At 74.3% G+C, this 22,742-nt stretch carries 16 protein-coding genes; 10 read left to right on the top strand and 6 right to left on the bottom strand.

Going from position 1 to position 22,742, the window contains the following annotated elements:
- Positions 1-2: 2 nt before the first annotated feature.
- Positions 3-1,277, bottom strand: a complete 1,275-nt coding sequence (locus ACZ51S_RS20525; RefSeq protein WP_468477601.1) for an extracellular solute-binding protein — start codon at positions 1,275-1,277, stop codon at positions 3-5.
- Between the two features lie 222 nt (positions 1,278-1,499).
- Between ACZ51S_RS20525 and ACZ51S_RS20520 the strand changes: the two genes are divergently transcribed.
- The 3 genes from ACZ51S_RS20520 (at position 1,500) to ACZ51S_RS20510 (ending at position 5,529) form a co-directional block, all read left to right on the top strand.
- Positions 1,500-3,488 carry a glycoside hydrolase family 13 protein gene (locus tag ACZ51S_RS20520; protein WP_468961641.1) on the top strand — a complete coding sequence of 663 codons (1,989 nt, stop codon included), beginning with the start codon at positions 1,500-1,502 and terminating at the stop codon, positions 3,486-3,488.
- A gap of 26 nt (positions 3,489-3,514) precedes the next feature.
- On the top strand, positions 3,515-4,546 hold the full coding sequence (locus ACZ51S_RS20515; protein ID WP_388935848.1) for a LacI family DNA-binding transcriptional regulator: 1,032 nt from the start codon (positions 3,515-3,517) through the stop codon (positions 4,544-4,546).
- Positions 4,547-4,641: 95 nt separating this feature from the next.
- A complete protein-coding gene (locus tag ACZ51S_RS20510) occupies positions 4,642-5,529 on the top strand; it encodes a phosphatase PAP2 family protein (protein WP_468477604.1) in 888 nt (295 codons plus the stop codon).
- An 18-nt stretch (positions 5,530-5,547) separates the two neighbouring features.
- On the opposite strand, the gene ACZ51S_RS20505 is transcribed toward ACZ51S_RS20510, so the two are convergent.
- Both ACZ51S_RS20505 and ACZ51S_RS20500 read right to left on the bottom strand, forming a co-directional pair.
- Positions 5,548-7,128, bottom strand: coding sequence for an amidohydrolase (locus ACZ51S_RS20505; RefSeq protein ID WP_468961639.1), 1,581 nt, complete (start codon positions 7,126-7,128; stop codon positions 5,548-5,550).
- A gap of 54 nt (positions 7,129-7,182) precedes the next feature.
- Complete coding sequence (locus ACZ51S_RS20500; protein ID WP_468477606.1) at positions 7,183-10,170, bottom strand: bifunctional [glutamine synthetase] adenylyltransferase/[glutamine synthetase]-adenylyl-L-tyrosine phosphorylase; 2,988 nt, start codon at positions 10,168-10,170, stop codon at positions 7,183-7,185.
- 192 nt (positions 10,171-10,362) lie between these two features.
- Here ACZ51S_RS20500 and ACZ51S_RS20495 point away from each other — a divergent pair, with 192 nt between their 5' ends.
- The 3 genes from ACZ51S_RS20495 to ACZ51S_RS20485 all read left to right on the top strand — a co-directional run bounded on the left by ACZ51S_RS20495 (position 10,363) and on the right by ACZ51S_RS20485 (position 16,007).
- Complete coding sequence (locus ACZ51S_RS20495; protein ID WP_468961637.1) at positions 10,363-12,873, top strand: PIG-L family deacetylase; 2,511 nt, start codon at positions 10,363-10,365, stop codon at positions 12,871-12,873.
- Between the two features lie 278 nt (positions 12,874-13,151).
- Positions 13,152-15,227: a PIG-L family deacetylase gene (locus tag ACZ51S_RS20490; RefSeq protein WP_468961635.1), complete on the top strand. Its 2,076-nt coding sequence runs from the start codon at positions 13,152-13,154 to the stop codon at positions 15,225-15,227.
- A gap of 90 nt (positions 15,228-15,317) precedes the next feature.
- Positions 15,318-16,007 carry a hypothetical protein gene (locus tag ACZ51S_RS20485; protein ID WP_468961633.1) on the top strand — a complete coding sequence of 230 codons (690 nt, stop codon included), beginning with the start codon at positions 15,318-15,320 and terminating at the stop codon, positions 16,005-16,007.
- Positions 16,008-16,080: 73 nt separating this feature from the next.
- On the opposite strand, the gene ACZ51S_RS20480 is transcribed toward ACZ51S_RS20485, so the two are convergent.
- The gene (locus ACZ51S_RS20480; RefSeq protein WP_344153501.1) at positions 16,081-17,442 is read right to left on the bottom strand and encodes a glutamine synthetase family protein; all 1,362 of its coding nucleotides are present in this window, start codon (positions 17,440-17,442) and stop codon (positions 16,081-16,083) included.
- 176 nt (positions 17,443-17,618) lie between these two features.
- Between ACZ51S_RS20480 and ACZ51S_RS20475 the strand changes: the two genes are divergently transcribed.
- The 3 genes from ACZ51S_RS20475 to ACZ51S_RS20465 all read left to right on the top strand — a co-directional run bounded on the left by ACZ51S_RS20475 (position 17,619) and on the right by ACZ51S_RS20465 (position 19,393).
- Positions 17,619-18,002, top strand: coding sequence for a hypothetical protein (locus ACZ51S_RS20475; RefSeq protein WP_468477610.1), 384 nt, complete (start codon positions 17,619-17,621; stop codon positions 18,000-18,002).
- Between the two features lie 69 nt (positions 18,003-18,071).
- Positions 18,072-18,722 carry a DUF3105 domain-containing protein gene (locus ACZ51S_RS20470; RefSeq protein ID WP_388935874.1) on the top strand — a complete coding sequence of 217 codons (651 nt, stop codon included), beginning with the start codon at positions 18,072-18,074 and terminating at the stop codon, positions 18,720-18,722.
- Positions 18,719-19,393, top strand: coding sequence for a DUF305 domain-containing protein (locus ACZ51S_RS20465; protein ID WP_468477611.1), 675 nt, complete (start codon positions 18,719-18,721; stop codon positions 19,391-19,393). The genes ACZ51S_RS20470 and ACZ51S_RS20465 overlap by 4 nt, the downstream gene beginning before the upstream one ends.
- 23 nt (positions 19,394-19,416) lie before the next feature.
- Here the strand turns inward: ACZ51S_RS20465 and ACZ51S_RS20460 are convergent, their stop codons facing one another.
- Together ACZ51S_RS20460 and ACZ51S_RS20455 are read right to left on the bottom strand one after the other, a co-directional pair.
- Positions 19,417-20,274 (bottom strand): alpha/beta fold hydrolase, encoded by an 858-nt coding sequence (locus ACZ51S_RS20460; RefSeq protein ID WP_468961631.1) that lies wholly within the window; start codon positions 20,272-20,274, stop codon positions 19,417-19,419.
- Positions 20,271-20,999 (bottom strand): DUF998 domain-containing protein, encoded by a 729-nt coding sequence (locus tag ACZ51S_RS20455; RefSeq protein ID WP_468477613.1) that lies wholly within the window; start codon positions 20,997-20,999, stop codon positions 20,271-20,273. The genes ACZ51S_RS20460 and ACZ51S_RS20455 overlap by 4 nt, the downstream gene beginning before the upstream one ends.
- Positions 21,000-21,307: 308 nt before the next feature.
- Here ACZ51S_RS20455 and ACZ51S_RS20450 point away from each other — a divergent pair, with 308 nt between their 5' ends.
- Positions 21,308-22,648 (top strand): hypothetical protein, encoded by a 1,341-nt coding sequence (locus ACZ51S_RS20450; RefSeq protein WP_468961629.1) that lies wholly within the window; start codon positions 21,308-21,310, stop codon positions 22,646-22,648.
- Positions 22,649-22,742: the final 94 nt, after the last annotated feature.

Here is a 22,742-nt window from a genome sequence, read left to right as displayed (position 1 = left end):
TACTACTTCCAGCCCTTGAGGATCTTGCGGAACTCGACGCCGGCCGCCTTGGCCGCGTCCTCGGGGGTCGAGGCGCCGGTGACGGCCTTGGTGTACTCGACCTTCAGCGGCTCGAAGAGGGAGCCGTTCTCCGGGATCCAGGCCCGCTCGACGGCCTTGTCGACGGCCGGCTTGAAGAACTGGACCATCTCGCTGCTCTTGACGTCCGGCTGCTCGTAGGCGGCGGTGCGCGTCGGCAGCAGGCTCAGGTCCTTGGCGGCCTGGACCTGGACGTCCTGGGAGGTCATGTACTCGACGAAGGCGTGCGCGGCGGCGGTGTTCTTGGAGCCGGCGTACACGGCGAGGTCGTGGCCGCCCTGCGGGGCGCCGGCCTTGGCGGAGCCGGCCGGGACGGGGGCGACGCCGAGGTTGGACTTGTCCTTGAACTGGTCGCCCGCGTAGCTGTCCGCGACGGCCCAGGGACCGTTGATCATCATCGCCACCTCCCCGGACTTGAAGGCGGTCTGCATGTTGGTCCAGCCGTCCGTGGCGTTGGTGACCGCCGCGCCGGAGGTGATCAGGTCGCGGGCGGCCTTGAAGCCCTTGACGCCGGCCGCGTTGTCGACGGTGACCGTCTTGGTCTTGGCGTCGACGAGGTCGCCGCCCTCGCCGTAGATGAACGGCAGGAACCAGTAGGAGTCGTCGCCGCGCAGGTAGAGGCCGGTCTTGCCGGTCTTGGCCTTGATGGCGGTGGCGGCGGTCTTCAGCTCTTCGAGCGTCTTGGGCGGCTGGACGCCGGCGTCGGCGAGCATCTTCTTGTTGTAGAAGAGGCCGAGGCTGTCGATGACCTGCGGGACGGCGTAGGTCTTGCCCTCGAACTTGCCACTGGCCGCGGCCTGCGGCAGGAACTCGGCGTCGATCTTCTTCGCGGTCTCGGCCGGGACCTCGTCGAGGTAGCCGAGCGAGGCGAAGTCGGCGACCCAGCCGACGTCGGCACGGATCACGTCGGGCGCGTCGGCGCCGCTGCTGAAGGCGTTCTTGACCTTGTTCTGGGCGTCACCGTAGGGCACGTTGACGTACTTGACCGTCACCTTCGGGTGTTTCGCGGTGAACGCCTCGGCGATCTTCTGGAAGCTCGCCTTCTCGGCGTCGTTCGAGGTGTCCCACCAGGTGACGGTGCCGGACAGCTCGCCGCCGGCCTTCGTCTCGCCACCGTCGCCCTTGGTGTCACCGCCGCAAGCCGTCGCCGCGAGCGCCAGGGTCGCGACCAGCGCGGTGGCCGCTATGCCACGCCGCATATGAACTCCTTCGATGATCCCGGCCGCGCCCTCGCGGTCCCGAGTTGCGAGGAACGTAACAAGCCTGAAAGCCGACGGAAAGGCCTTGCGGCAATTTTCTGCAAGCGGAGGCGATCGTTACATCCGTGTGTCCCTACGGTTGCCGACGCTTGCTGTTGGTTCGAGTGCGCTTCTCTTCCACGGGCCCGCAACCACGGGGCGTGCACGCGCGTTGACTCCGGTATGAACCACGAGTTGACGGCCGTCCCGCTTGCAAGAGCTTCCAGCGACCCGACCGTGACCGGCGGCTGGTGGCGCGATGCCGTCATCTACCAGGTGTACGTCCGCTCCTTCGCGGACAGTGACGGCGACGGCGTCGGGGACCTGCGCGGGGTGCGGGAGCGGCTCCCCCACCTGGCCCGGCTCGGGGTGGACGCCGTGTGGCTGACCCCCTTCTACGTCTCCCCGCAGGCGGACGGCGGCTACGACGTCGCCGACTACCGGGCCGTCGACCCCCTCTTCGGCGACCTCGCCGACGCCGACGACCTCGTCCGGGCCGCGCACGCGCTGGGCCTGCGGGTGATCGTGGACGTGGTGCCGAACCACACCTCCGAGGCACACCCCTGGTTCCGGGACGCCCTCGCGGGGGTGCCCGGCGCCCGTGATCGGTACCTGTTCCGCCCGGGGCGCGGCGCGGACGGGTCGCTGCCGCCGAACGACTGGGAGTCCGTCTTCGGAGGCCCGGCCTGGACCCGCGTCCCGGACGGCGACTGGTACCTGCACCTCTTCGCCCCCGAGCAGCCCGACCTGGACTGGGAGCACCCGGAGGTCGCGGAGGAGTTCGCCTCGGTGCTGCGCTTCTGGCTCGACCTGGGCGTCGACGGCTTCCGCGTGGACGTCGCCCACGGCATGGTCAAGGCCCCGGGCCTGCCCGACATCGGCCGCGGCGCGCAGGCCACGCTGATCGGCACCGAGCCGCTGCCCTTCTTCGACCAGGACGGGGTCCACGAGATCCACCGCTCCTGGCGGCGCCTGCTGGACTCGTACGAGGGCCAGCGCATCGGGGTCGCGGAGGCCTGGGCGCCGACCTCGGAGCGGCTCGCGCTGTACGTACGGCCCGACGAACTGCACCAGGCCTTCAACTTCAGGTTCCTGAACTGCCCCTGGGACCCGGCGGCGATGCGGACCGTCATCGACGAGTCCCTGGCCGCCACCGCCTCGGTGGGCGCCCCGACGACCTGGGTGCTGTCCAACCACGACGTCGTGCGGCACGTCACCCGGTACGGGGGCGGGGCGCGGGGCCTGGCCCGGGCGCGGGCGGCGGCACTGCTGATGCTGGCGCTGCCCGGGTCGGCGTACGTCTACCAGGGCGAGGAGCTCGGCCTGCCGGAGGTGACCGACCTCCCGGACGGGGCCCGCCAGGACCCGGCGTTCCGCCGCGGCCGGCGGCGGGCGGAGGCGGCCGGGGGCGGCGCGGGGGCGGGGGCGGCGGGGGCCGGACTCGGGGCCGAGCCGGTGGCCGTGGCTTCGACCGGGCTCGGGGCCGAGCCGGTGGCCGTGGCTTCGACCGGGCTCGGGGCCGAGCCGGTGGCCGTGGCTTCGACCGGGCTCGGGGCCGAGGCGGTGGCCGTGGCTTCGACCGGGCTCGGGGCCGAGCCGGTGGCCGTGGCCGAGGCGGTGGCGGTTGCCGTGACCGGGCTCGGAGCCGAGGCGGTGGCGGTGGCCGAAGCCGTTGCCGTGGCCGAGGCGGAGGGGCAGGACGGGCTGCGCGACGGGTGCCGCGTTCCGCTCCCCTGGTCCGGCGACGCGCCCCCGTACGGCTTCGGCCCCGGCGACAGCTGGCTCCCGCAGCCCGCCGACTGGGCGGGTCTGACCGTCGCCGCCCAGACCGGCGACCCGCACTCCACGCTGGAGCTGTACCGCGCCGCGCTGGAGCTGCGCCGGGCCATGCCGGGCCTGGGCGCGCCGGAGTCGGGGCAGGGCGGGTGCCGCGAGGAGTGGCCCGGGACGGGGGCGGGACCTGCGGTGTTCGCGCGGGGCATGCGCTGGCGGCCCGCACCCGACGGGGTCCTCCTCTTCACCCGCCCCGGCTTCGCCTGCACCCTCAACACCCGGCCCGAGCCGGTGACGATGCCCTCCCCCGGCCGGCCGGTGCTCTCCAGCGCCCCGGTGGAGACCGACGGCCGCACGGTCCGTCTTCCCCCTGATTCCTGCACGTGGTGGGCGATGTGAGGCCGCTACCGGTACAGTCCAATCCCGTGACCGCACGGCTAGCCGACATCGCAGCCCAGGCGGGGGTCAGCGAAGCCACAGTCAGCCGCGTGCTCAACGGCAAGCCCGGTGTGGCCGCAGGCACCCGCGAGTCCGTGCTGGCCGCGCTCGACGTGCTCGGCTACGAGCGGCCCGTACGGCTGCGCCAGCGCAGCGCGGGCCTCGTCGGACTGATAACCCCCGAGCTGGACAACCCCATCTTCCCGGCACTGGCGCAGGTCATCGGCCAGGCGCTGACCCGGCAGGGATACACGCCGGTGCTGGCGACGCAGACGCCCGGCGGATCCACCGAGGACGAGCTGACCGAGATGCTGGTGGACCGCGGGGTCTCCGGGATCATCTTCGTCTCGGGGCTGCACGCCGACACCACCGCCGACATGGGCCGCTACGACCAACTCCGCGGCCAGGGCGTCCCGTACGTCCTCATCAACGGTTTCTCCGACAAGGTGCGGGCCCCCTTCGTCTCCCCCGACGACCGGGCCGCGATGCAGCTCGCCGTGACCCACCTGACGGCGCTGGGGCACACCCGGATCGGCCTCGCGGTCGGCCCGAAGCGGTTCGTGCCGGTCGTCCGCAAGATCGAGGGCTTCCGGGCCGCGATGCGGGAGCGGCTCGGGCTCACCGAGGCCGAGACGGAGGAGCTGGTCCAGCACTCCCTGTACTCCCTGGAGGGCGGCCAGGCCGCCGCGGCCGCGCTCATCGGGCGGGGCTGCACGGCGGTGGTGTGCGCGAGCGACATGATGGCGCTCGGCGCGATCCGGGCCGCCCGGCAGCAGGGGCTGCGGGTGCCGCAGGACGTGTCGGTGGTCGGCTTCGACGACTCCCCGCTCATAGCGTTCACCGATCCGCCGCTGACCACCATCCGGCAGCCGGTGCAGGCCATGGGGCAGGCCGCGGTACGGACCCTGCTGGAGGAGATCGGCGGGACTCCGGCCCCGCACAGCGAGTTCGTGTTCCTGCCCGAGCTGGTGGTCCGCGGCTCCACCGCCTCCGGGCCGGCGCAGCGGCGTACCCCCTAGGGGTTTCGCGGTAGTCCGCAGGGCTGAGCGGAGGCGCCGAAGACCGTCCGGAGGGATGATCGGAGGCGGGAAGGCATCTGGCAGACTCTCTGCCCATGGGTGAAGCGAGCGTGAAGACACTGGAAACCCGGACGGACGTCTCGTCACCCCTCGTGACGGAGCAGGAGACCCGTCCGGCGCCGGAGCGCACGCTGCTGCACCGGCTGCGGGCCCCGCGACGGCCGCGGATCTGGTTCGAGATCCTGCTGATCGCCGTCAGCTACTGGACGTACTCGCTGATCCGCAACGCCGTGCCCGAGCAGAAGGCGGCCGCGCTCGCGAACGCCGACTGGATCTGGGCCGTGGAGCACGGGCTCGGCATCGCCGTGGAGCGGTCCGTCAACCACGCCGTGAACTCGGTGACGTGGCTGATCGTCGGCATGAACTACTACTACGCCACGCTGCACTTCATCGTGACGATCGGCGTGCTGGTGTGGATCTACCGCTTCCATCCCGGGCGTTACGCCGCCACCCGCCTCGTCCTCTTCGCCACCACGGGCGTCGCCCTGGTCGGTTACTACCTCTACCCGCTCGCGCCGCCCCGGCTGATGAACGGGGAGACCTTCATCGACACCGTGCTGGTGCACCACACCTGGGGTTCCATGGCCTCGGGGAACCTGAAGAACATGTCGAACCAGTACGCCGCGATGCCCTCCATGCACATAGGGTGGTCGCTCTGGTGCGGGCTGACGATCTTCGCGGTGGCCTCCGCGCCCTGGGCGCGGATCCTGGGACTGCTGTACCCGGCGGCGACCCTCGTCGTGATCGTGGCCACCGCCAACCACTTCTGGCTCGACGCCGTCGGCGGCATGCTGTGCCTGGCCTTCGGGTACGCCGTCTCCCGCGCCTGGTACGGATCGCTGCCGCACCGGCTGCCGCGCCGGCCGGTGCACACCGGTCCGCATCCGGCGTCGGAGCTGCTGAACCGCTTCCGCCGGGCGTAGGGCCGTCGCGCGGTTCCGCTAGAGCCCGTCGTGGGTGATCCGGCCGCCTGACACGGTCAGGCGTACGGGTGCCTCCGCGAGCTCGTCGGGGGCGGCGGTGACCGGGTCGAGGGCGAGGGCCGTCAGGTCCGCGCGGCAGCCCGGGGCGATCCGGCCCGCGACGGCCTGCTCCCCCGCCGCGAGCGCGGCGTGGGAGGTCATGCCCTCCAGTGCCATCAGCCCGGTCAGGGAGCGGCCGCCGGATGCCGCGCCGCGGGGGCGCAGGGCGGTGGCGAGGACCTGGCGGGCGTCGTGGTGGGCGACGGGCCAGTCCGAGCCGAGGGCCAGGACCGCGCCCGCGTCGCGCAGGTCCCGGCAGCGCCAGGCACGGCGGGCCCGTTCGTCCCCGAGCCGCCTGGACCACTCGTCGGTGTGGTCGGCGCGGGTGTGGGCGGTGTGCGGGGGCTGCATGGAGGCGATCACCCCGAGCTCGGCGAACCGCTTGAGCTGGTCGTCGGGGACGGTCTCGATGTGCTCGATCCGGTGTCGCATGCGGGCGGGTCCGCCCAGGGCCGCGACCGTGTCCAGCACGTGCCGGACGGCGGCGTCGCCGATGGCGTGGGTGGCGGTGCGGACCCCGGCCGCGTCGAGGACCCGTACGGCCCGGGCGTACGCGCGCGGGTCGGGCCAGAAGGCCTCGGTGCCCCGGCCGTGGCAGTCGGCGTGCTCCAGCCAGGCGGTGCCGCCCTCGACGGTGCCGTCCATGAAGAACTTGACGCCGCCGACCTGCCAGTGGCGTCCGCGTACGCCCTGGAGGCCGATCAGTCCGTCCAGGGTGGCGGCGTCGGCCCCGGGCATGCACCAGGGTGACAGCCGCAGCCGCAGGGGCAGGTCCGTCTCGTACTCGACGGTGGCGAGCAGGGCCGGTACGTCTCCGTCGCCGAGGTCCATGACGTGCGCGCCGGTGAGTCCGGTGGCGGCCATGGCGTCGAGCACGGCGAGCAGGCGGGAGCGGCGCTCCGCGGGGCGGGGCCGGGGGGTCAGGGCGCCGACCAGGGACATCGCGGCGTGCTCGACGAGGTGCCCGGTGGGGCGGCCGTCGCCGTCGCAGACGATCTCGGAGCGCTGGTCGAAGGCGCGCGGGCCGGTGATGCCGGCTGCGGCGAGGGCCGGGCCGGTGGCGAGGGCGGAGTGGCCGTCGTAGAGGCGCAGGTAGGCGGGGGTCCCGTCGAGGACGTCCTCGACGAGGTCCCGGTCGACGGGGCGGCCGCCGAAGGCGTTGTGGTCGAGGCCGAAGCCGAGGACCCAGCCGCCGGTGCGGCCGGCGGTGCGCAGGACGGCCCGCAGCCGGTCGAGGTCCCGGACGGCCGAGAGGTCGGTTCCGGTGGCCGCCTCGGCGCCCCAGACGGGGTGGCTGTGGGCGTCGGTGAGGCCGGGGGTGAGGGTGGCTCCGCCGAGGTCGAGGACGCGGGTGCCGGGGCCGCGCCAGTCGCGTACGTCGGCCTCCTCCCCGACGGCCACGATCTCGCCGCCGCGCAGGGCCACGGCGCCGGCGCGGGGGCGGCCGGGGTCGAGGGTGCGGACGCGGGCTCCGGTCAGGACGGTGTCGGCGGCGGGCACGGGGCTGTCTCTCCTCGGGTCGGCGGCGGGTGCCGTCGGGGCGTGCCGCTGTCGCTACGCGCCGTAGAACAGGTCGTCCACGACCGCGCGGGCGCGGCGGGTGGTGCGCCGGTAGTCGTCCAGTACCTCGCCGACCCTGCCCTCCGGGTAGCCCAGGTAGCGGCCGACGGCGGCCAGTTCGCGGGCGTCCGAGGGGAAGGTGTCCCCGGCGCGGCCGCGGACCAGCATCACGGCGTTGCGGACGCGGGTGGCCAGGACCCAGGCGTCGTCGAGGGTCTGGGCCTCCTCGGTGGTGAGCAGTCCGGCGGCGTGGGCGGCGGCCAGGGCGTGGCGGGTGCGGGTGGTGCGCAGGCCGGGTTCGGCCCAGGCGTGCCGCATCTGGAGCAGCTGGACGGTCCACTCGACGTCGCTGAGCCCGCCGCGGCCGAGTTTGGTGTGCAGGGTGGGGTCGGCGCCGCGCGGCATGCGTTCGGACTCCATGCGCGCCTTGAGGCGGCGGATCTCGCGGACCGCGTCCTCGCCGAGGCCTTCGACGGGGTAGCGCAGCGGGTCGATCAGCTCGATGAAGCGGCGGCCCAGGTCGACGTCCCCGGCGACGGGCTCGGCGCGCAGCAGGGCCTGGCTCTCCCAGGTCAGGGACCAGCGCCGGTAGTAGGCGGCGTAGGAGGAGAGGGTGCGCACGAGGGGCCCTGAGCGGCCCTCGGGACGCAGGTCGGCGTCGATGAGCAGCGGCGGGTCGGCGGTCGGCAGCTGGAGCAGCCTGCGCATCTCGGCGACGACGGTCTGGGCGGCCTTGGCGGCTTCCTGTTCGTCGACGCCCTCGCGGGGTTCGTGGACGAAGAGCACGTCGGCGTCGGAGCCGTAGCCCAGTTCGTGCCCGCCGAAGCGGCCGACGCCGATGACGGCGAAGCGGGTGGGGAGGGTATCGCCCCACTGCTCGCGCACGGCGGCGCGCAGGGCTCCGGCGATGGTGGCGGCGGTGAGGTCGGAGACGGCGTCGCCGACCCGGTCGACGAGGGCGCCGCAGTCCTTCTCCGCGGGGTTTTCCTCGGTGCCGTAGGAGGCGATGATGTCGGCGGCGGCGGTGCGGAACAGTTCGCGGCGGCGGACCCCTCGGGCGGCGGCGACGGCGGCCTCCGCGCTGTCGGCGCGCCCGACGGCGGCGAGCACCTCCTGTTCGAGGGCTTCGTGCGTACGGGGCTGCAGGCCTTCGGGGTCGCCAAGCAGGGCCACGGCCTCGGGGGCGCGCATGAGGAGGTCGGGGGCGAGGCGTCCGGCGGAGAGCACGCGGGCGAGGTTCTCGGCGGCGGCGCCCTCGTCGCGCAGCAGGCGCAGGTACCAGGGGGTCTTGCCGAGGGCGTCGGAGACCTTGCGGAAGCCCAGGAGTCCGGCGTCCGGGTCGGCGGAGTCGGCGAACCAGCCGAGTAGGACCGGCAGCAGGGTGCGCTGGATGGCGGCCTTGCGGCTGACGCCGGAGGCGAGGGCCTCCAGGTGGCGCAGGGCGGAGGCCGGGTCGGCGTAGCCGAGGGCTTCGAGGCGCTGGCCGGCGGCGCGCGGGGAGAGCCGGGCCTCGCCCGGGGCGAGCTGGGCCACGGCGTCGAGCAGGGGCCGGTAGAAGAGCTTCTCGTGCAGGCGGCGCACGACGGAGGCGTGCCGGCGCCAGGCCTTGTTGAGCTCGGCGACCGGTTCGGTGCGCAGGCCCATGGAGCGGCCGAGGCGGCGCAGGTCGGCCTCGTCCTCGGGGACGAGGTGGGTGCGGCGCAGCCGGTAGAGCTGGATGCGGTGCTCCATGGCGCGCAGGAAGCGGTACGCGTCGTGCAGCTGGGCGGCGTCGGCGCGGCCGACGTAGCCGCCGGCGGCGAGGGCGTGCAGGGCGTCGAGGGTGGTGCCGGAGTGGAGGGTGGCGTCGCTGCGGCCGTGGACGAGCTGGAGCAGCTGGACGGCGAACTCGACGTCGCGCAGGCCGCCGGGGCCGAGTTTGAGTTCGCGGTCGACCTGGGCGGCGGGGATGTTGTCGACGACGCGGCGGCGCATCTTCTGAACGTCGGCGACGAAGTTCTCGCGTTCGGCGGCCTGCCAGACGAGGGGGGTTATGGCCTCGACGTACTGGGCCCCGAGGTCGGGGTCGCCGGCGACGGCGCGGGCTTTGAGCAGGGCCTGGAACTCCCAGGTCTTGGCCCAGCGCTGGTAGTAGGCGAGGTGGGAGGAGAGGGTGCGGACGAGGGGGCCGTTGCGGCCCTCGGGGCGGAGGTTGGCGTCGACGGGCCAGATGGTGCCCTCGACGGTGGTCTCGGAGCAGATCCGCATGAGGTGGGAGGCGAGGCGGGTGGCGGCCTGGAGGGCCTTGTGCTCATCGGCGCCGCTGGCGGCCTCCCCGACGAAGATCACGTCGACGTCGGAGACGTAGTTGAGTTCGTTGCCGCCGCACTTGCCCATGGCGATCACCGCGAGGCGGCACTGGGCGGCGTCCTCGGGGGCGGCGGCGGTCGCCATGCGCAGGGCCGCGCGGAGGGTGGCGGTGGCGAGGTCGGCGAGTTCGGCGGCGGTCTGGGCGACGTCGGTGGTGCCGCAGACGTCGCGGGCGGCGATGGAGAGCAGGCAGCGGCGGTAGGCGACGCGCAGGGCGACGGGGTCGTGGGCGTCGGCGAGGCCCTGCTCGAACTCGGCGAGGCCGGGGTGCAGGTCGGCGGCCTCGTAGGTGACGAGGGCCTGCCAGTCGCGGGGGTGGCGGGCGAGGTGGTCGGCGAGGGCTTCGGAGGCGCCGAGCACGCCGAGGAGGCGGTCGCGCAGGGGTTTGGCGCTGACGAGGGTGTCGAGGAGCCGGGGCAGCTCCTCGGGGGTCTGGGCCTCGGCGAGGCGCACCAGCCCGTGCAGGGCGAGGTCGGGGTCGGCGGTGGCGCCGAGGGCGTCGAGGAGGACCGGGTCGGCGCGTACGGCGGCCAGCGCGTCGGCGTCGAGGAGCCGGGCGGCGTGCGTGGGGTCGGTGAACCCGCTGCGCAGCAGCCTGATGAAGGTGCTGCTCCTGCGTCCCGGGACTGTCATCCCGCCGCCTCCCGAGTGTGTCGCTGCCGATGGGGTGTGGCCGGCCTGGGAGCGAGCCTAGCCGGAGCAGGCGTTCGACTCACCGGGCACCGTGACCAATACCATGAGGCGGATTATCGGATTATCTGCTTACTTGTTAGATCTATGTGCCAGGGGGCCCGGTCCCCACCCGACCGGCCGCGAGGAGCCCCCATGTCCGACGGACCCGCCAGCTCCGCCGCGACCCCGCCCTCCTCGCGCGCCCCCGAGCCGTCCTCGATCCCCGCTGTACGGGTCCCCCGGCAGCGCGGTACCTCCGCCGCCCCGGCGCAGGGGGCGGGCCGCGCGGACGCCGGGGCTGGTGGCGGGGGCGGTGGTGCGCTGGCGGAGGACCGCGCTCCTGAGCGTCACGCGCCTGCCGAGCGCGGCGCGGACGACGGCATGGGCACCGGTGCCGGTAGCGGGCCCGACGCCGGGTCGCGGGCCCGCGTACCCGCCCCGGCGACGAGCCCGGAGGCCGCCGGGGGCGGGGCGGAAGCCGCCGGGGGCGGGGCGGACGGCGCGGCGAGCGGGCCCGACGCAGGCTCGGGCAGCGCGCGCGGCACCCGGGAGGGCCACGGCGCGGCCCCCCGGCATCCGGTCGCACGGAGGATCGTCAAGGCCGTCGGGCTCCTCGCCGCCACCGCCGCAGGCAGCATGCTCGTGCTCCGCGGCAACGAGGCCCTCGCCGCCCTCGGCACGCCCGTCACCGCCGATTCCCGGGCCACCACCGCCACCACCGTGGACGCCCCCGACCCCGGCCGCGTCCTCCAGATCGTCGCCCACCCCGATGACGACCTGTACTTCATGAACCCGGACCTGCGGTACTCCATAGCCGCCGGCCACCCCGTCACCTCCGTCTACCTCACCTCCGGCGAAGCCGACGGCATCAACGCGGGCGCCGCCAAGCAGGCCTCCACCCCGCCCGACAAGCCCGCCTACGCCGAGGCCCGCCAGAACGGCATCCGCGCCGCCTACGCCAAGATGGCCACCGGCGACCGCAGCAGCGCCTGGAAGCGCACCGTGGTCCCGACCGAGGGCGGCGGGTACGCCGAGGTCGACGTCCTCGTCGCGAAGCCCGAGATCAACCTCGTCTGGCTGCAGCTGCGCGAGGCCGGCCACGTCCACGCGGACGTCCCCGACAGCCTCCACGGCCTGTGGGACGGCAAGGTCCCGCACCTGGAGTCGGTGCTCGCGTCCGGCTCCCCGGTCAAGCACGGGTTCACGTACACCAAGGACCAGGTCGTCCGGACCATCGAAGGCATCCTGGAGCGGTACCGGCCCACCACCATCCGCGTCCAGGACCCGACCCCCGGCCGGTTCCCCGACACGAAGCGGTACACCGACCACCAGGACCACCTCTACGGCGCCCGCTTCGCGCAGCTGGCCACCGACGCCTACGCGCGCGAGGTCAAGGACCGCCCCCACTTCGCGGTGCAGAACTACATCGGCTACTTCAACGGCTCCCTCCCCAGCACCCTCGACCCCGGCGAGGCGAAGGAGAAGCTGGACATCCTGGGCACCTACGCCTGGCTCGACCGGGAGAACCACTGCGGCAGCGAGGCCGGCTGCGGCGACCTCAAGGTCGCCGACCGCCCCTCGGGCAACCGCTGGACGCAGACCGTCAACTACGCGCGCGGCACCAGCACTTCCTGGCTCACCTCCGACGGCGCGCACGGCCTGTGGGCGTTCAAGGTGCTCGACGGCCAGGTCGCCGTCTGGCACCGCACCGGCCTGATCGGCAGCTGGAGCGGCCCCCGCCTGCTCCCCGGCACCGGCATGGACCAGGGCATCTCCACCGTCACCCTGCGGGACGGCCGGATAGCCGCCTTCGGCACCCGCACCTCCTTCGGCGACGAACCCGCCGACTACCTGCGCGAGGTCGTGTACGCGGTCCAGCGCGCCCCCGGCTCCGAGGAGTTCGGCCCCTGGGAGTCGCTCGGCACCCCGGAGACCGCCGACGACACCTGGACCTCCGACATCAGCGCGCCCGCCGTGTCCGTCGACGGCACCGGGGCACTCGCCGTGTACGTGCGCGACGGCGCCTCCACCCTGCGCGGCCGCGTCCAGCACCCCGGCGGGGAGTGGGGCCCGTGGGAGGGCCTCGGCGGCTCCGACCTGCACGGCACCCCGGCCACCGCGACCGACGGGGCCGGACGGCGGATGGTCTTCGCCGCCACCACGAAGACGGTGACGGGCTGGGCGCAGCCGGAGCCCGGCGCCCCGCTGGGCCCGGCCACCCCCACCGGGCTGCCGGAGACCACGCTGCCCCTGACGGCGCAGGGGCGCGAGGGCGGGGTGCGGCTGCTGTTCCGCAAGCCGGGGTCGGGCAACGTGCGTTCCGCGCTGGTGACGGCCGAGGGCGGGCTGCGGGTGAACGGCCTGACCGACCTGGGCGGGCTCCAGGGCTTCGGGCCGGTGACGGCGAGCGGGCACGTGCTGGCGGGCCGCTCGGCGGGCGGACAGCTGGGCGCGGACGTCGGGCCGAGCGGGGCGTGGCAGCGCTCGCCGCTGATGTTCGTGGGGGCACCGTCCAGCACGATGACGGGGAAGAACCTGGTCAGCCTGGCCGTGGTCGGCCTCGACGCGCGGCTGTACGTCACCTCGTCGGCGGACGACACGGACGCGCACCTGGCTCCGTGGCAGCCGGTGGGGCCGCGCAACACCCGCGCCGGCGGGCGGTAAGCCGGACCGGCAGGACCGCGCCAACGCGCGTACGGGGCGCCCGGGCGGCGTGGAGACCACCTCAACCGCGTCCACGATCCGGTCGGTTCGGCGCCGGAGCGCGGCACCGGCACCGGCACCGGCACCGGCAGGGCAGGGCAGGGCACAATCACATCCGGTCGTTTTTTCGGAAAAGCGTGCGTCATCGTCGGAATCGGTGAACCAACTGCCCCGATTCGGCCTCTCAGTGACCGCACAGCGGTTCTTCCTGCCCGAAGCGACCTCAAGAGGCCGTGACCATGCCCCTTTCCCGCCGCCGTCTCCTCCTCGCGGCCGTGCTTCCCGTGCTCACCGTGGGTGCCTCCGGCGTCCTCGCCGTCACCTCCGGCCAGCAGACGGCGGCCGAGACCGGCGAGGGGAAGGCCCCGGCCGCCGCCCTGCCCGCCAGCGCGACCTCCGGCACGGTCGTCCAGGTCGTCGCGCACCCCGACGACGACCTGTTCTTCATGAACCCCGACCTCAGCCGCTCCCTGCTGGCCGGACTGCCCGTCACCACGGCCTACCTCACCTCCGGCGAGGCCGACGGCCGCAACGAAGCGCGCGGCGGAGAGGCCAAGGACCCGGAGCAGCCCGCCGACCGCGCCCGGTACGCGGAGGCCCGGCAGAACGGCATACGCGCCGCCTACGCCGAGATGGCCACCGGCGACCGCGCCGGCGCCTGGAAACGTACGGTCATACCCACGGCCGGCGGCGGACAGGCCGAGCTCGACGTCCTCGTCGCCCGCCCGCAGGTCAACCTGGTCTGGCTCCAGCTGCGCGAGGCCCGCAACCCGGCCGCGGACAACCCGGACAGCCTGCGCGGCCTGTGGAACGGCCGGATACCGGCGCTGGGTTCCCAGCTCACCACGGGCACCCCGGTCAAGCAGGAGTTCTCGTACACCAAGGACCAGGTGATCGAGTCCATAGCCGGGATCCTGGAGCGGTACCGGCCGACGACGATACGGATGCAGGACCCGACGCCGAACCGGTACGCAGCCACCGGGAGGTACACCGACCACCAGGACCACATGTACGGCGCCCGCTTCGTGCAGGCCGCCACCGCGCTGTACGCGGAACGGGTCGCGGACCGGCCTCGGTTCTCGGTCCAGAGCTACCTCGGCTACCACAACGGCAGCCTCCCGCACGCGCTGGACCCGCAGACCGCCGAGACGAAGACCGGCTTCCTGAAGACGTACGCCTGGCACGACCGGGCCGACTACTGCGGTTCCCCCTCCGGCTGCGGCGACCGCAAGGTGGCGGGCAGCCCCACCGGCCGCCACTGGGCCCAGTCGCTGCGCTACGCCCGCGCCGACACCACCTCCTGGCTCACCGAGGGCACCCCCGGCCGGCTCTGGGCCTTCGCCGCGCTGGACGGGCGGATGGCCGTCTGGACGCGCGACCGGGCCGGGACCTGGACGGGGCCCGTCCTGCTCCCCGGCACCGGCATCGACCCGGGCGCCACCGCCGTCCGCCTCCCCGGCGGCCGCGTCGCGGTCCTCGCCACCCGCACCGTGCTCGGGCCCCGCCCGGCCGACTACCGGCGCGAGGTGGTGTACGCGGTCCAGTCCGCGCCCGACGGCCCGTTCGGGGCGTGGGCCTCCCTCGGCACCCCCGAGCCGGACGACGAGCCCGGCACCTCGGCCATCAGCACCCCCTCGGCCGCCGTCGACGCCGAGGGCCGCCTCACCGTCTACCTCCGCGATTCGCGCCGCACCCTGCGCGCCCGCGCCCAGCAGCCGTCGGGAGCCTTCACCGACTGGGAGCAGCTGGGCGGCGAGGACCTCCAGAGCGACCCGGTCGCGGTGGTCGACGCCGCCGGCCGGCGTCACGTGTACGCCGCCACCACCGCGTCCGTGCTGGCCTGGACGCAGCCCGCACCCGGCGCCCCGCTCGCCGGGCCGCACCCCACCGGGCTGCCCGCCACCACGGTCCCCCTCTCGGCGGCCCGGGACGGCGCGGGCATCCGCCTCTACTTCCGCCGCCCCGACTCCGGGGTGGTCCGCAGCGCGCTCGTCACGGCGGGGGCGGGTGCCCCGCGGGTCTCCGGCGTCTCGGAGTCCGGCGGCCGGGCCGGCTACGGCGCGGTCGGCGCCGCGGGCCGCACGGTGACGGGCCGGGCGGACACCGGCACCGTCGCCGCGGCGACCCTGGGCGGGCCGCCCGCCTGGACGGAGTCCGGGATGCTGTACGCGGGCGCCCCTGCGGCCGTACTCGGCCCGGCCGGAACCACGACCACGGCCGTCCTGGGCCTGGACGCCCGGCTCCACACCACGACCACCCGCCCCGCCGGCCCCCGCCCCACCTGGCACCCGGCGGTCCGGACGCCCCCCGCCTGACCCGCCGCCGCGCAGGCGGGCGCCGGCCGACCGCCGATATCCTGGGAGGAGCATCGAGCATCGGGGGCATCCCGCCCGGAGGGCAGCACGATGAACCAGCACCGCTTCCTCACACTCCTCGCCGCCCCGCTCCTCGCCTCCTCGGCCGTCCTCACCCCGGCCGCGGCCGCCCCGGCGGCCGCGCCCGCCGTCGGCTCCTGCGAGCTGGTGGCGACCGGGGAGGGCAAGGACACCTCGTACGACCTCGTGCTGGAGGGATTCGAGCCGGGCCAGTCCGTCACGATCAACGGCCCGCGGACGAACCAGCGCGCCCGGGTGGACGACGAGGGCGCACTCGACAAGCACGACGTCCGCTACGGCAAGTACACCGTCAGCTCCATGGGCAGCCGCATCGGCTGCACCACACCGCCCCGGGGCCAGCAGGACGGCGGCAAGCAGGGAAAGGTCAAGGTCACCAAGGTCGAGGTCGTCACCCTCACCAAACCCGGCACCGTGGTCGACTGCTCCAAGCCGAGCAGGGCCGAGTTCGACGGCCGGATCACCGGCACGGGCAAGGGCGACGTCGACTACTACTGGACCTTCGCCTCCAGCGCCGACCCCTACGCCAAGGGCAAGGCCCACTTCGAACCCGGCATCCAAAGCCACTCGCTCCTCCAGGTGGTCAACCTCCCGGCGACCGTCAACGGCGTCTCCCCGAGCGTCTTCATGACCCTCCACGTGCCGTCAGCGGGCCTGAGCGCCCGCAGCGACCAGGTCACCCTCACCTGCGCCAAGCCGTAGCCCCCGCCAGCCCGCCGAAACACAGACGGGCCGCCGGTCCCCGACCGACGGCCCGCCCGGACGGAGCCAAGCCCTACAGCACCGGGAGGTTCTTCCGCAGCTCGAAGGCGGTGACCTCGGAGCGGTATTCCTCCCACTCCTGCTTCTTGTTGCGCAGGAAGAAGTCGAAGACGTGTTCGCCGAGGGTTTCGGCGACCAGTTCGCTGCGCTCCATCAGGGAGATGGCCTCGCCCAGGTTCTGCGGGAGGGGTTCGATGCCCATCGCGCGGCGTTCGGCGTCGGAGAGGGCCCAGACGTCGTCATCGGCGCCCGCCGGGAGTTCGTAGCCCTCCTCGATGCCCTTGAGGCCCGCCGCCAGGAGTACGGCGTACGTCAGGTAGGGGTTGGCGCCGGAGTCGATCGAGCGGACCTCCACCCGGGAGGAACCCGTCTTGCCCGGCTTGTACATCGGGACGCGGATCAGCGCCGAGCGGTTGTTGTGGCCCCAGCAGATGTACGAGGGGGCCTCGCCGCCGGAGCCGGCGGTGCGGGAGGAGCCGCCCCAGATGCGCTTGTAGGAGTTGACCCACTGGTTGGTGACGGCAGCCGTCTCCGCGGCGTGCTTCAGGAGGCCCGCGATGAAGGAGCGGCCCACCTTCGAGAGCTGGTACTCGGCACCCGATTCGTAGAAGGCGTTGCGGTCGCCCTCGAAGAGGGACAGGTGGGTGTGCATGCCGGAGCCCGGGTATTCGGAGAAGGGCTTCGGCATGAACGTGGCCTGGACGCCCTGTTCGAGGGCGACCTGCTTCATGACCAGGCGGAACGTCATGATGTTGTCGGCGGTCGAGAGGGCGTCGGCGTAGCGGAGGTCGATCTCCTGCTGGCCCGGGGCGCCCTCGTGGTGGCTGAACTCCACCGAGATGCCCATGGATTCGAGCATGGTGATCGCCTGGCGGCGGAAGTCCATGCCCACGTTCTGCGGCGTGTGGTCGAAGTAGCCGGAGTTGTCGGCCGGGACGGGGCGGGTGCCGTCCAGCGGCTTGTCCTTCAGCAGGAAGAACTCGATCTCCGGGTGGGTGTAGAAGGTGAAGCCCAGGTCGGACGTCTTGGCCAGGATGCGCTTGAGGACGTAGCGCGGGTCCGCGAACGAGGGGGAGCCGTCCGGCATCAGGATGTCGCAGAACATCCGGGCCGTCCCGGGGGCCTCGGCGCGCCACGGCAGTATCTGGAAGGTCCCGGGGTCCGGCTTGGCGATCATGTCGGACTCGTAGACCCGGGCGAAGCCCTCGATCGCCGAGCCGTCGAAGCCGATGCCCTCGTCGAAGGCCTGCTCCAGCTCGGCGGGGGCGACCGCGACGGACTTCAGGAAGCCCAGCACATCGGTGAACCACAGGCGCACGAAGCGGATGTCGCGCTCCTCGAGCGTCCGGAGGACGAATTCCTGCTGCTTGTCCATGCCTTCATCCTCGCAGTTCAGACGATCCGTGCACCACCACCCCAAAAGGGCGGAGGGGCGCGGTCGGGCCCGTCCAGTATCGCCAGTGGTGGTTTCCGCCACATTACGCACCCCCCAGAGCCGATGGCACCCCCGCTCCGACCGCGCACAAGTCATGAGCATTACCATCGGCGCCCATGGGGGGCTGGGAGTACACGGGGAGCGGACGCCGCGGGCGTCCCTTCCGGCGCGCCTTCCTCGTGCTGCTGATCGCGGCCGGGGTGGCGGCCGGCGTGGCGTTCCTGTGCGTGCGGCCCGCGGCGGAGCCCGGACGGGTGCACGCCGGGCACGGCGGGCACGCCGCGCACGCCACCTGTGTGTCCCCGTACGACCCTCCGGGCTGTTCCCCCCTCTCCCACGTCACCCCGGCCGTGCTGCCCGCCCCGCCGCCCGCCGTGGCCCTGCCCCGGAGCGGGCCGGTGCCCGCCGCCCGCCCGGGCGCGGCCGCGGGGCCGGTGCGGCCGCCCGGGACCCTCGCGCGCGCGCCCGGCCTGCACGTCCTGCAAGTGCTGCGGACCTGAGCGCTCCGGCGCACCGGACGGCACCACCGGCTCCACCCCCACACCCCCTCAGCAGAAGGAACAGGGCACATGGCCAGCAGGACGTCACAGCAGAACTCCCGCCAGCAGCGCATAGCCGAGATGCGCCGCGCCGAGCAGGCGCGCGAGCGGCGCAACAAGATCCTCGCGATCAGCGTCTCCACGGCGATCGTCGCCGGTCTCGTCGGATTCGGCGCCTGGGTGCTGATCGACCAGAAGCAGAAGGAGAAGGACGCGGAGGCGGCGCGCAAGGCGCCGGTCTCGGGCGAGCAGACCTGGGACGCGAAGAAGCTCGGCCGCAACCACGTCGAGACCGCGGTCAAGTACGAGATGAACCCGCCCGTCGGCGGCGACCACCACCCCCGCTGGATGAACTGCGACGGCGACGTCTACAAGAACCCGATCCCCGAGGTGAACGCCGTCCACTCGCTGGAGCACGGCGCGGTCTGGGTGACGTACAACGACAAGGCCGACAAGGCCGAGGTCGACAAGCTCGCCGAGAAGGTCGGCAAGACCCCGTACACGCTGCTCAGCCCCGTCAAGGAGCAGGCCGGCGCGATCATGCTCAGCGCCTGGGGCAAGCAGCTGACGGTGGACAAGGCGGACGACCCGCGCGTGGCGCAGTTCTTCACCAAGTACGTGCAGGGCCAGCAGACCCCCGAGCCGGGCGCGGCCTGCACCAACGGGGTGGGCGAGAAGTGACCCGTACGTACTGGGCGGCGGGCGCGGCCGTCGTGCTCGCCGTGCTGTTCGCGGTGGGGGCCACGGTCGCCACCGCGAACGGCCCGGACGGTGACGGCGGGCGCTCCCCGTCCGCCGCCGCGCCGGCCCTGTACTCGCCGGACGCGGGCTTCGCCCGGGACATGGCGGTGCACCACCAGCAGGCGGTGGAGATGTCCTTCATCGTCCGCGACCGCACCCAGGACGAGCCCGTGCGCACCCTCGCGTACGACATCGCGAACACGCAGGCCAACCAGCGCGGCATGCTGCTGGGCTGGCTGGACCTGTGGGGGCTGCCGAAGGTGGTGGCGGACGAGCCGCCGATGTCGTGGATGTCCTCGCAGGAGGGCCACGGCGGGTCCGGGGGCCACGCGGGGCACGCCGGCGCCAAGCCCGGGGCGCTGATGCCCGGGATGGCGACGAAGGAGGAGCTCTCGCGGCTCGGCGCGGCGAACGGCCGGGACGCCGAGGTGCTGTACCTCCAGCTGATGACCGACCACCACAAGGGCGGCGTCGCCATGGCCGAGGGCTGTGCCCGCCAGTGCGCCACCCCGGCGGAGCGGGCGCTGGCCCAGGGCATGGTCGAGGCACAGCAGTCGGAGCTGACGCTGATGGCGGACATGCTGCGCGGGCGCGGGGCGGCGCCGCGGTAGCCCGCCCCCGCCCGGCCCGGCGGCTACCCGCGGGCGTGCAGGACCGCCCGCGCCACCTGGTGCGGGCGGTCCAGCATGACCAGGTGTCCGGCCGGCTCGGCGACCTCGAAGCGGGCGCCGAGCACCTCGGCGAGGGCCGCCTGGCGGCCGAGCCAGCGCCGGGCGGCGTCGCCCGGTGAGCCGTCGTGGCCGGCCAGGACGGTGGCGGGCGCCGTCAGCGGGTGCTCCGCGCGCAGGGCGAGCAGCTCGGCGGCGGTGTCGGGGTAGCGGGAGTTCTCCAGGAGGGCCCCGCGCCAGACCCGGCCCGTGCGGTAGCAGCGGCGTACGAGGTCCCGTGCGGCCGGATCCGCGGCCCGGCCGGCCCGGGAGGCGCGTACGGCCCCGCCGCGCAGCGCGGGCCCCAGCGCGGCCGGGAGCCCGGCGGCGGTCACGGCCCGGCCGAGCGCGCGGGCGGCGCCGGTGCGCAGCGCGGCGGGCAGCACCGTACGGGGCGCCTCCTCGACGCTGGAGTCGACCAGGACGAGGGCGGCGGTGCGCTCCGGGTACAGGCGGGCGAAGGCCTCGGCGTGGAACCCGGCGATGGAGTGCCCGACGACGGTGACGGGCGTGCCGCCCAGGCCCAGCCCGTCCAGCAGGCCCGCGATCCGGCGGGCCTCCCCGGCGGCGCCGGGCGGCTCGGTCGCCGGGGCGCTCAGCCCGTGCCCCGGCCGGTCGAAGCGGATCACGGTCCGGTCCCGGGCCGCGAGCAGGGCCGCGACCGGGTCCCAGTCGAACCAGGCCATGGCGAGCCCGGCGCTCAGCACCACGGGCGGCCCGGCGCCCTCAAGGACGACGTGCAGCGGGATCCCGTACACGCGGACGAAACGGGGCGGGGGGTTCACGTACGGCGCTCCTCGTGGACGGAGCGGGCCAGCAGCCCCAGCCAGAGCGCGACCAGCAGCACCTGGAGCCGCTGTCCCGCGCCGAGCGCCCAGGTGCCGTGCCCGGCGGTGAACAGGGCGATGGCGGTCAGCGTCCAGGCGGTGGCGAGCAGCTCCATGGTGACGAGGGCGGGGCCGTAGCGGGCGAGGGGCGCGAGGCGCCCGTACCGCCGGGCGGCGACGGTGAGCGCCACCGTCCCGATGAGGGCGCCGGTCATGGCGAGGCTGCTGCTGATGGCGTGGGCCTGATGGGTGGCCGGGACGAGTCCGGCGGTCTCGCGGGCGGCGCATTCGGGGTCGGCGGTGGGCCGGCAGCTGAGCGGCAGCCAGGCGTCGGCGGCGGTGGCCGCGCCGAAGAGGGTGATCCCGCACCAGCCGGCGACGGCCCAGATGCCCCGGGACGGGGGGTGGCGGACCAGGCGCGCCAGGGCGAGCAGCCCGCCGAGGAGGACGAGCAGGCCCGCGGTGAAGTCGGTGGCCCGGAAGAGGCCGCCGAGGGGCTGGTCCTGGGCGGCGAGTTCGCTGACGTAGGTCTCGATGGGGTTGAGGCCGGTGGAGAGGACGACTTCGAGCACCCAGGCGGTGTACGCGGCCGCGCCGAGGCCGATGAGGAGGGCGACGGGCCTGGTGCTCGGGGGTGCGACTCCTGCGGGGCGGTGCGGACGTTTCGGGCGTTCTGTACGCATGGGGTGAATGATCCTCAGCAGATCCGGCATCGGCGTGCGGCGCCCCCGGGCGGTGCCGCGGCCGGGATCGCCGGGATGCGCGCCCAGGGCCATCCGGCCCAGTCCCGCACGGGGAGAACGTGCGCGCCGCCTGCCGCGTTCCCCGGGCCGGAGTCCGGATTCCGGCACTTCGGCCGATTCCGCTCCCGGGCCGGGGCGCGGGGGCCGAATCCGCTTGGAGGGTGCCGGGGGGCATGGCAGGCTGCCCGCATCGTCCGTACACCGCGTTCCGCGCCCCGTACGCCGCACACTCCAAGGACGCCTCAGGCATGAGTACGCCCCCGAACCCGCCCGGGACCCCGTCCGGTCCGCCGCCCGAGCCCGCGGACGCGCCCATACCCGGGGCGGAGAAGCCGTCACTGGAGAAGCCGTCACTGGAGGAGCCGCGGACGGACACCGCCGCGTCCGCGCCGGAGCCGGCGGCCCCCGTCTCCGCCCCCGAGCCGGTGCGGCCGTCGCTGACGAAGACCCCGCCGGCGGACGCCCCGCCGGCCGAGGCCCCGCCGGCGGACGCCGCGCCGGCCGACGCGCCGCCCGCCGACGCCCCGCCCGCACAGGCCCAGCCCGCCCAGACCCCTCCTGCCGACGCACCCCCCGCCGACATCCCGCCCGCCCCGGCCCCGACGCCCCCGCCCGGGGAGTTCGACCCGTGGGCCGCGCCCGCCCCCGGAGCGGCCCCGCCGCAGTTCCCGCCGAGCGCCTCCGCCCCGCCCACCGGTGCCTGGGGCCAGCCCGCGCCGCCCACCGGCGCCTGGGGCCACGTCGGCCCGCCGCCGGCGCCGCCCTACGCCGCGTACCCCGGCTACGCCGCCCATCCCGGCTTCCGGCCCGCGCCCGTCGCACCCTCCAACGGGATGGCCGTCGCCGCGCTGGTCCTGGGCCTGGTGGCCGTCCCGGTGGCCATCGTCCCGTTCGTGTTCTGGATCGGCGCGCTCCTCGGCATGACCGCCCTCGGCCTCGGCATCGCCGCCCTCGTGCGCGCCCTGGCCGGCGCCCCGCGCAAGGTGATGTCCCTCGTGGGCGCCGGCCTCGGCCTGCTCAGCCTGGGCGCCTGCGTCGGCGGCTGGTTCCTCACCGTCGCCGTCGTCGACCGGGCCGTCGAGCGCGCCGGCCGCGAGATCACCGTGGATCCGGAGTGGGACGAGGAGTGGGACCAGGAGTGGGACGAGGACGACCTGGTCGAAGGTGACGAGGACGCCGCCCTGCCCCCGTCGGGCCCCGGCATCACGACCCCGCTCGACTTCGGCCGTACGTACACGTACCCCAGCGGGATCCAGGTGCGCATCGCCGAACCCCGGAAGTACACCACCAGCAGCAAGTGGATCGAGGTGGGCAACGCGGTGCGGGTGGACTTCACCATCACCAACACCTCCGACCGGCCCCACCGCGTCATCCACGCGATTCCCGCGGTCGTCGACGACCAGGGCCGGCCCGGCAAGCTCGTCTTCGACGGCCGGATGCCCAAGCGCGTCGAGACGGTGATCGAGCCGGGCCACTCGGCGTCCGGCAGTGCCGCCTTCGAGGTGCCGGAGGGCACGAAGTCCATCAGCGCGGACCTCTCCCCCGGCGTCCTGCTGCCCCCGGCGAAGTTCACGGGGCCGGTCCGCTGAACCGTCCGCCGAACCATCCGCCGAACCGTCCGCCGGGCCCCGGAAACGACGGCGTCACGGCCCGGCCCAGGACATCGCGTCAGAAAGACGATTA

The sequence above is a fragment of the Streptomyces sp. NPDC034043 genome, assembly GCF_055575675.1.
The sequence above is the reverse complement of the archived record's forward strand: the minus strand, read 5'-3'. Positions and strand labels throughout refer to the sequence as shown.

What these genes read in the sequence shown, in the direction of transcription:
- ACZ51S_RS20510 (WP_468477604.1), top strand. Translation starts at nt 4,642, where the DNA reads ATGGGTGAAGCGAGCGTGAAGACACTGGAAACCCGGACGGACGTCTCG.
- ACZ51S_RS20480 (WP_344153501.1), bottom strand. Translation starts at nt 17,442, where the DNA reads ATGGACAAGCAGCAGGAATTCGTCCTCCGGACGCTCGAGGAGCGCGAC.
- ACZ51S_RS20450 (WP_468961629.1), top strand. Translation starts at nt 21,308, where the DNA reads ATGAGTACGCCCCCGAACCCGCCCGGGACCCCGTCCGGTCCGCCGCCC.
- ACZ51S_RS20455 (WP_468477613.1), bottom strand. Translation starts at nt 20,999, where the DNA reads ATGCGTACAGAACGCCCGAAACGTCCGCACCGCCCCGCAGGAGTCGCA.
- ACZ51S_RS20520 (WP_468961641.1), top strand. Translation starts at nt 1,500, where the DNA reads ATGAACCACGAGTTGACGGCCGTCCCGCTTGCAAGAGCTTCCAGCGAC.
- ACZ51S_RS20525 (WP_468477601.1), bottom strand. Translation starts at nt 1,277, where the DNA reads ATGCGGCGTGGCATAGCGGCCACCGCGCTGGTCGCGACCCTGGCGCTC.
- ACZ51S_RS20470 (WP_388935874.1), top strand. Translation starts at nt 18,072, where the DNA reads ATGGCCAGCAGGACGTCACAGCAGAACTCCCGCCAGCAGCGCATAGCC.
- ACZ51S_RS20490 (WP_468961635.1), top strand. Translation starts at nt 13,152, where the DNA reads ATGCCCCTTTCCCGCCGCCGTCTCCTCCTCGCGGCCGTGCTTCCCGTG.
- ACZ51S_RS20485 (WP_468961633.1), top strand. Translation starts at nt 15,318, where the DNA reads ATGAACCAGCACCGCTTCCTCACACTCCTCGCCGCCCCGCTCCTCGCC.
- ACZ51S_RS20475 (WP_468477610.1), top strand. Translation starts at nt 17,619, where the DNA reads ATGGGGGGCTGGGAGTACACGGGGAGCGGACGCCGCGGGCGTCCCTTC.
- ACZ51S_RS20495 (WP_468961637.1), top strand. Translation starts at nt 10,363, where the DNA reads ATGTCCGACGGACCCGCCAGCTCCGCCGCGACCCCGCCCTCCTCGCGC.
- ACZ51S_RS20500 (WP_468477606.1), bottom strand. Translation starts at nt 10,170, where the DNA reads ATGACAGTCCCGGGACGCAGGAGCAGCACCTTCATCAGGCTGCTGCGC.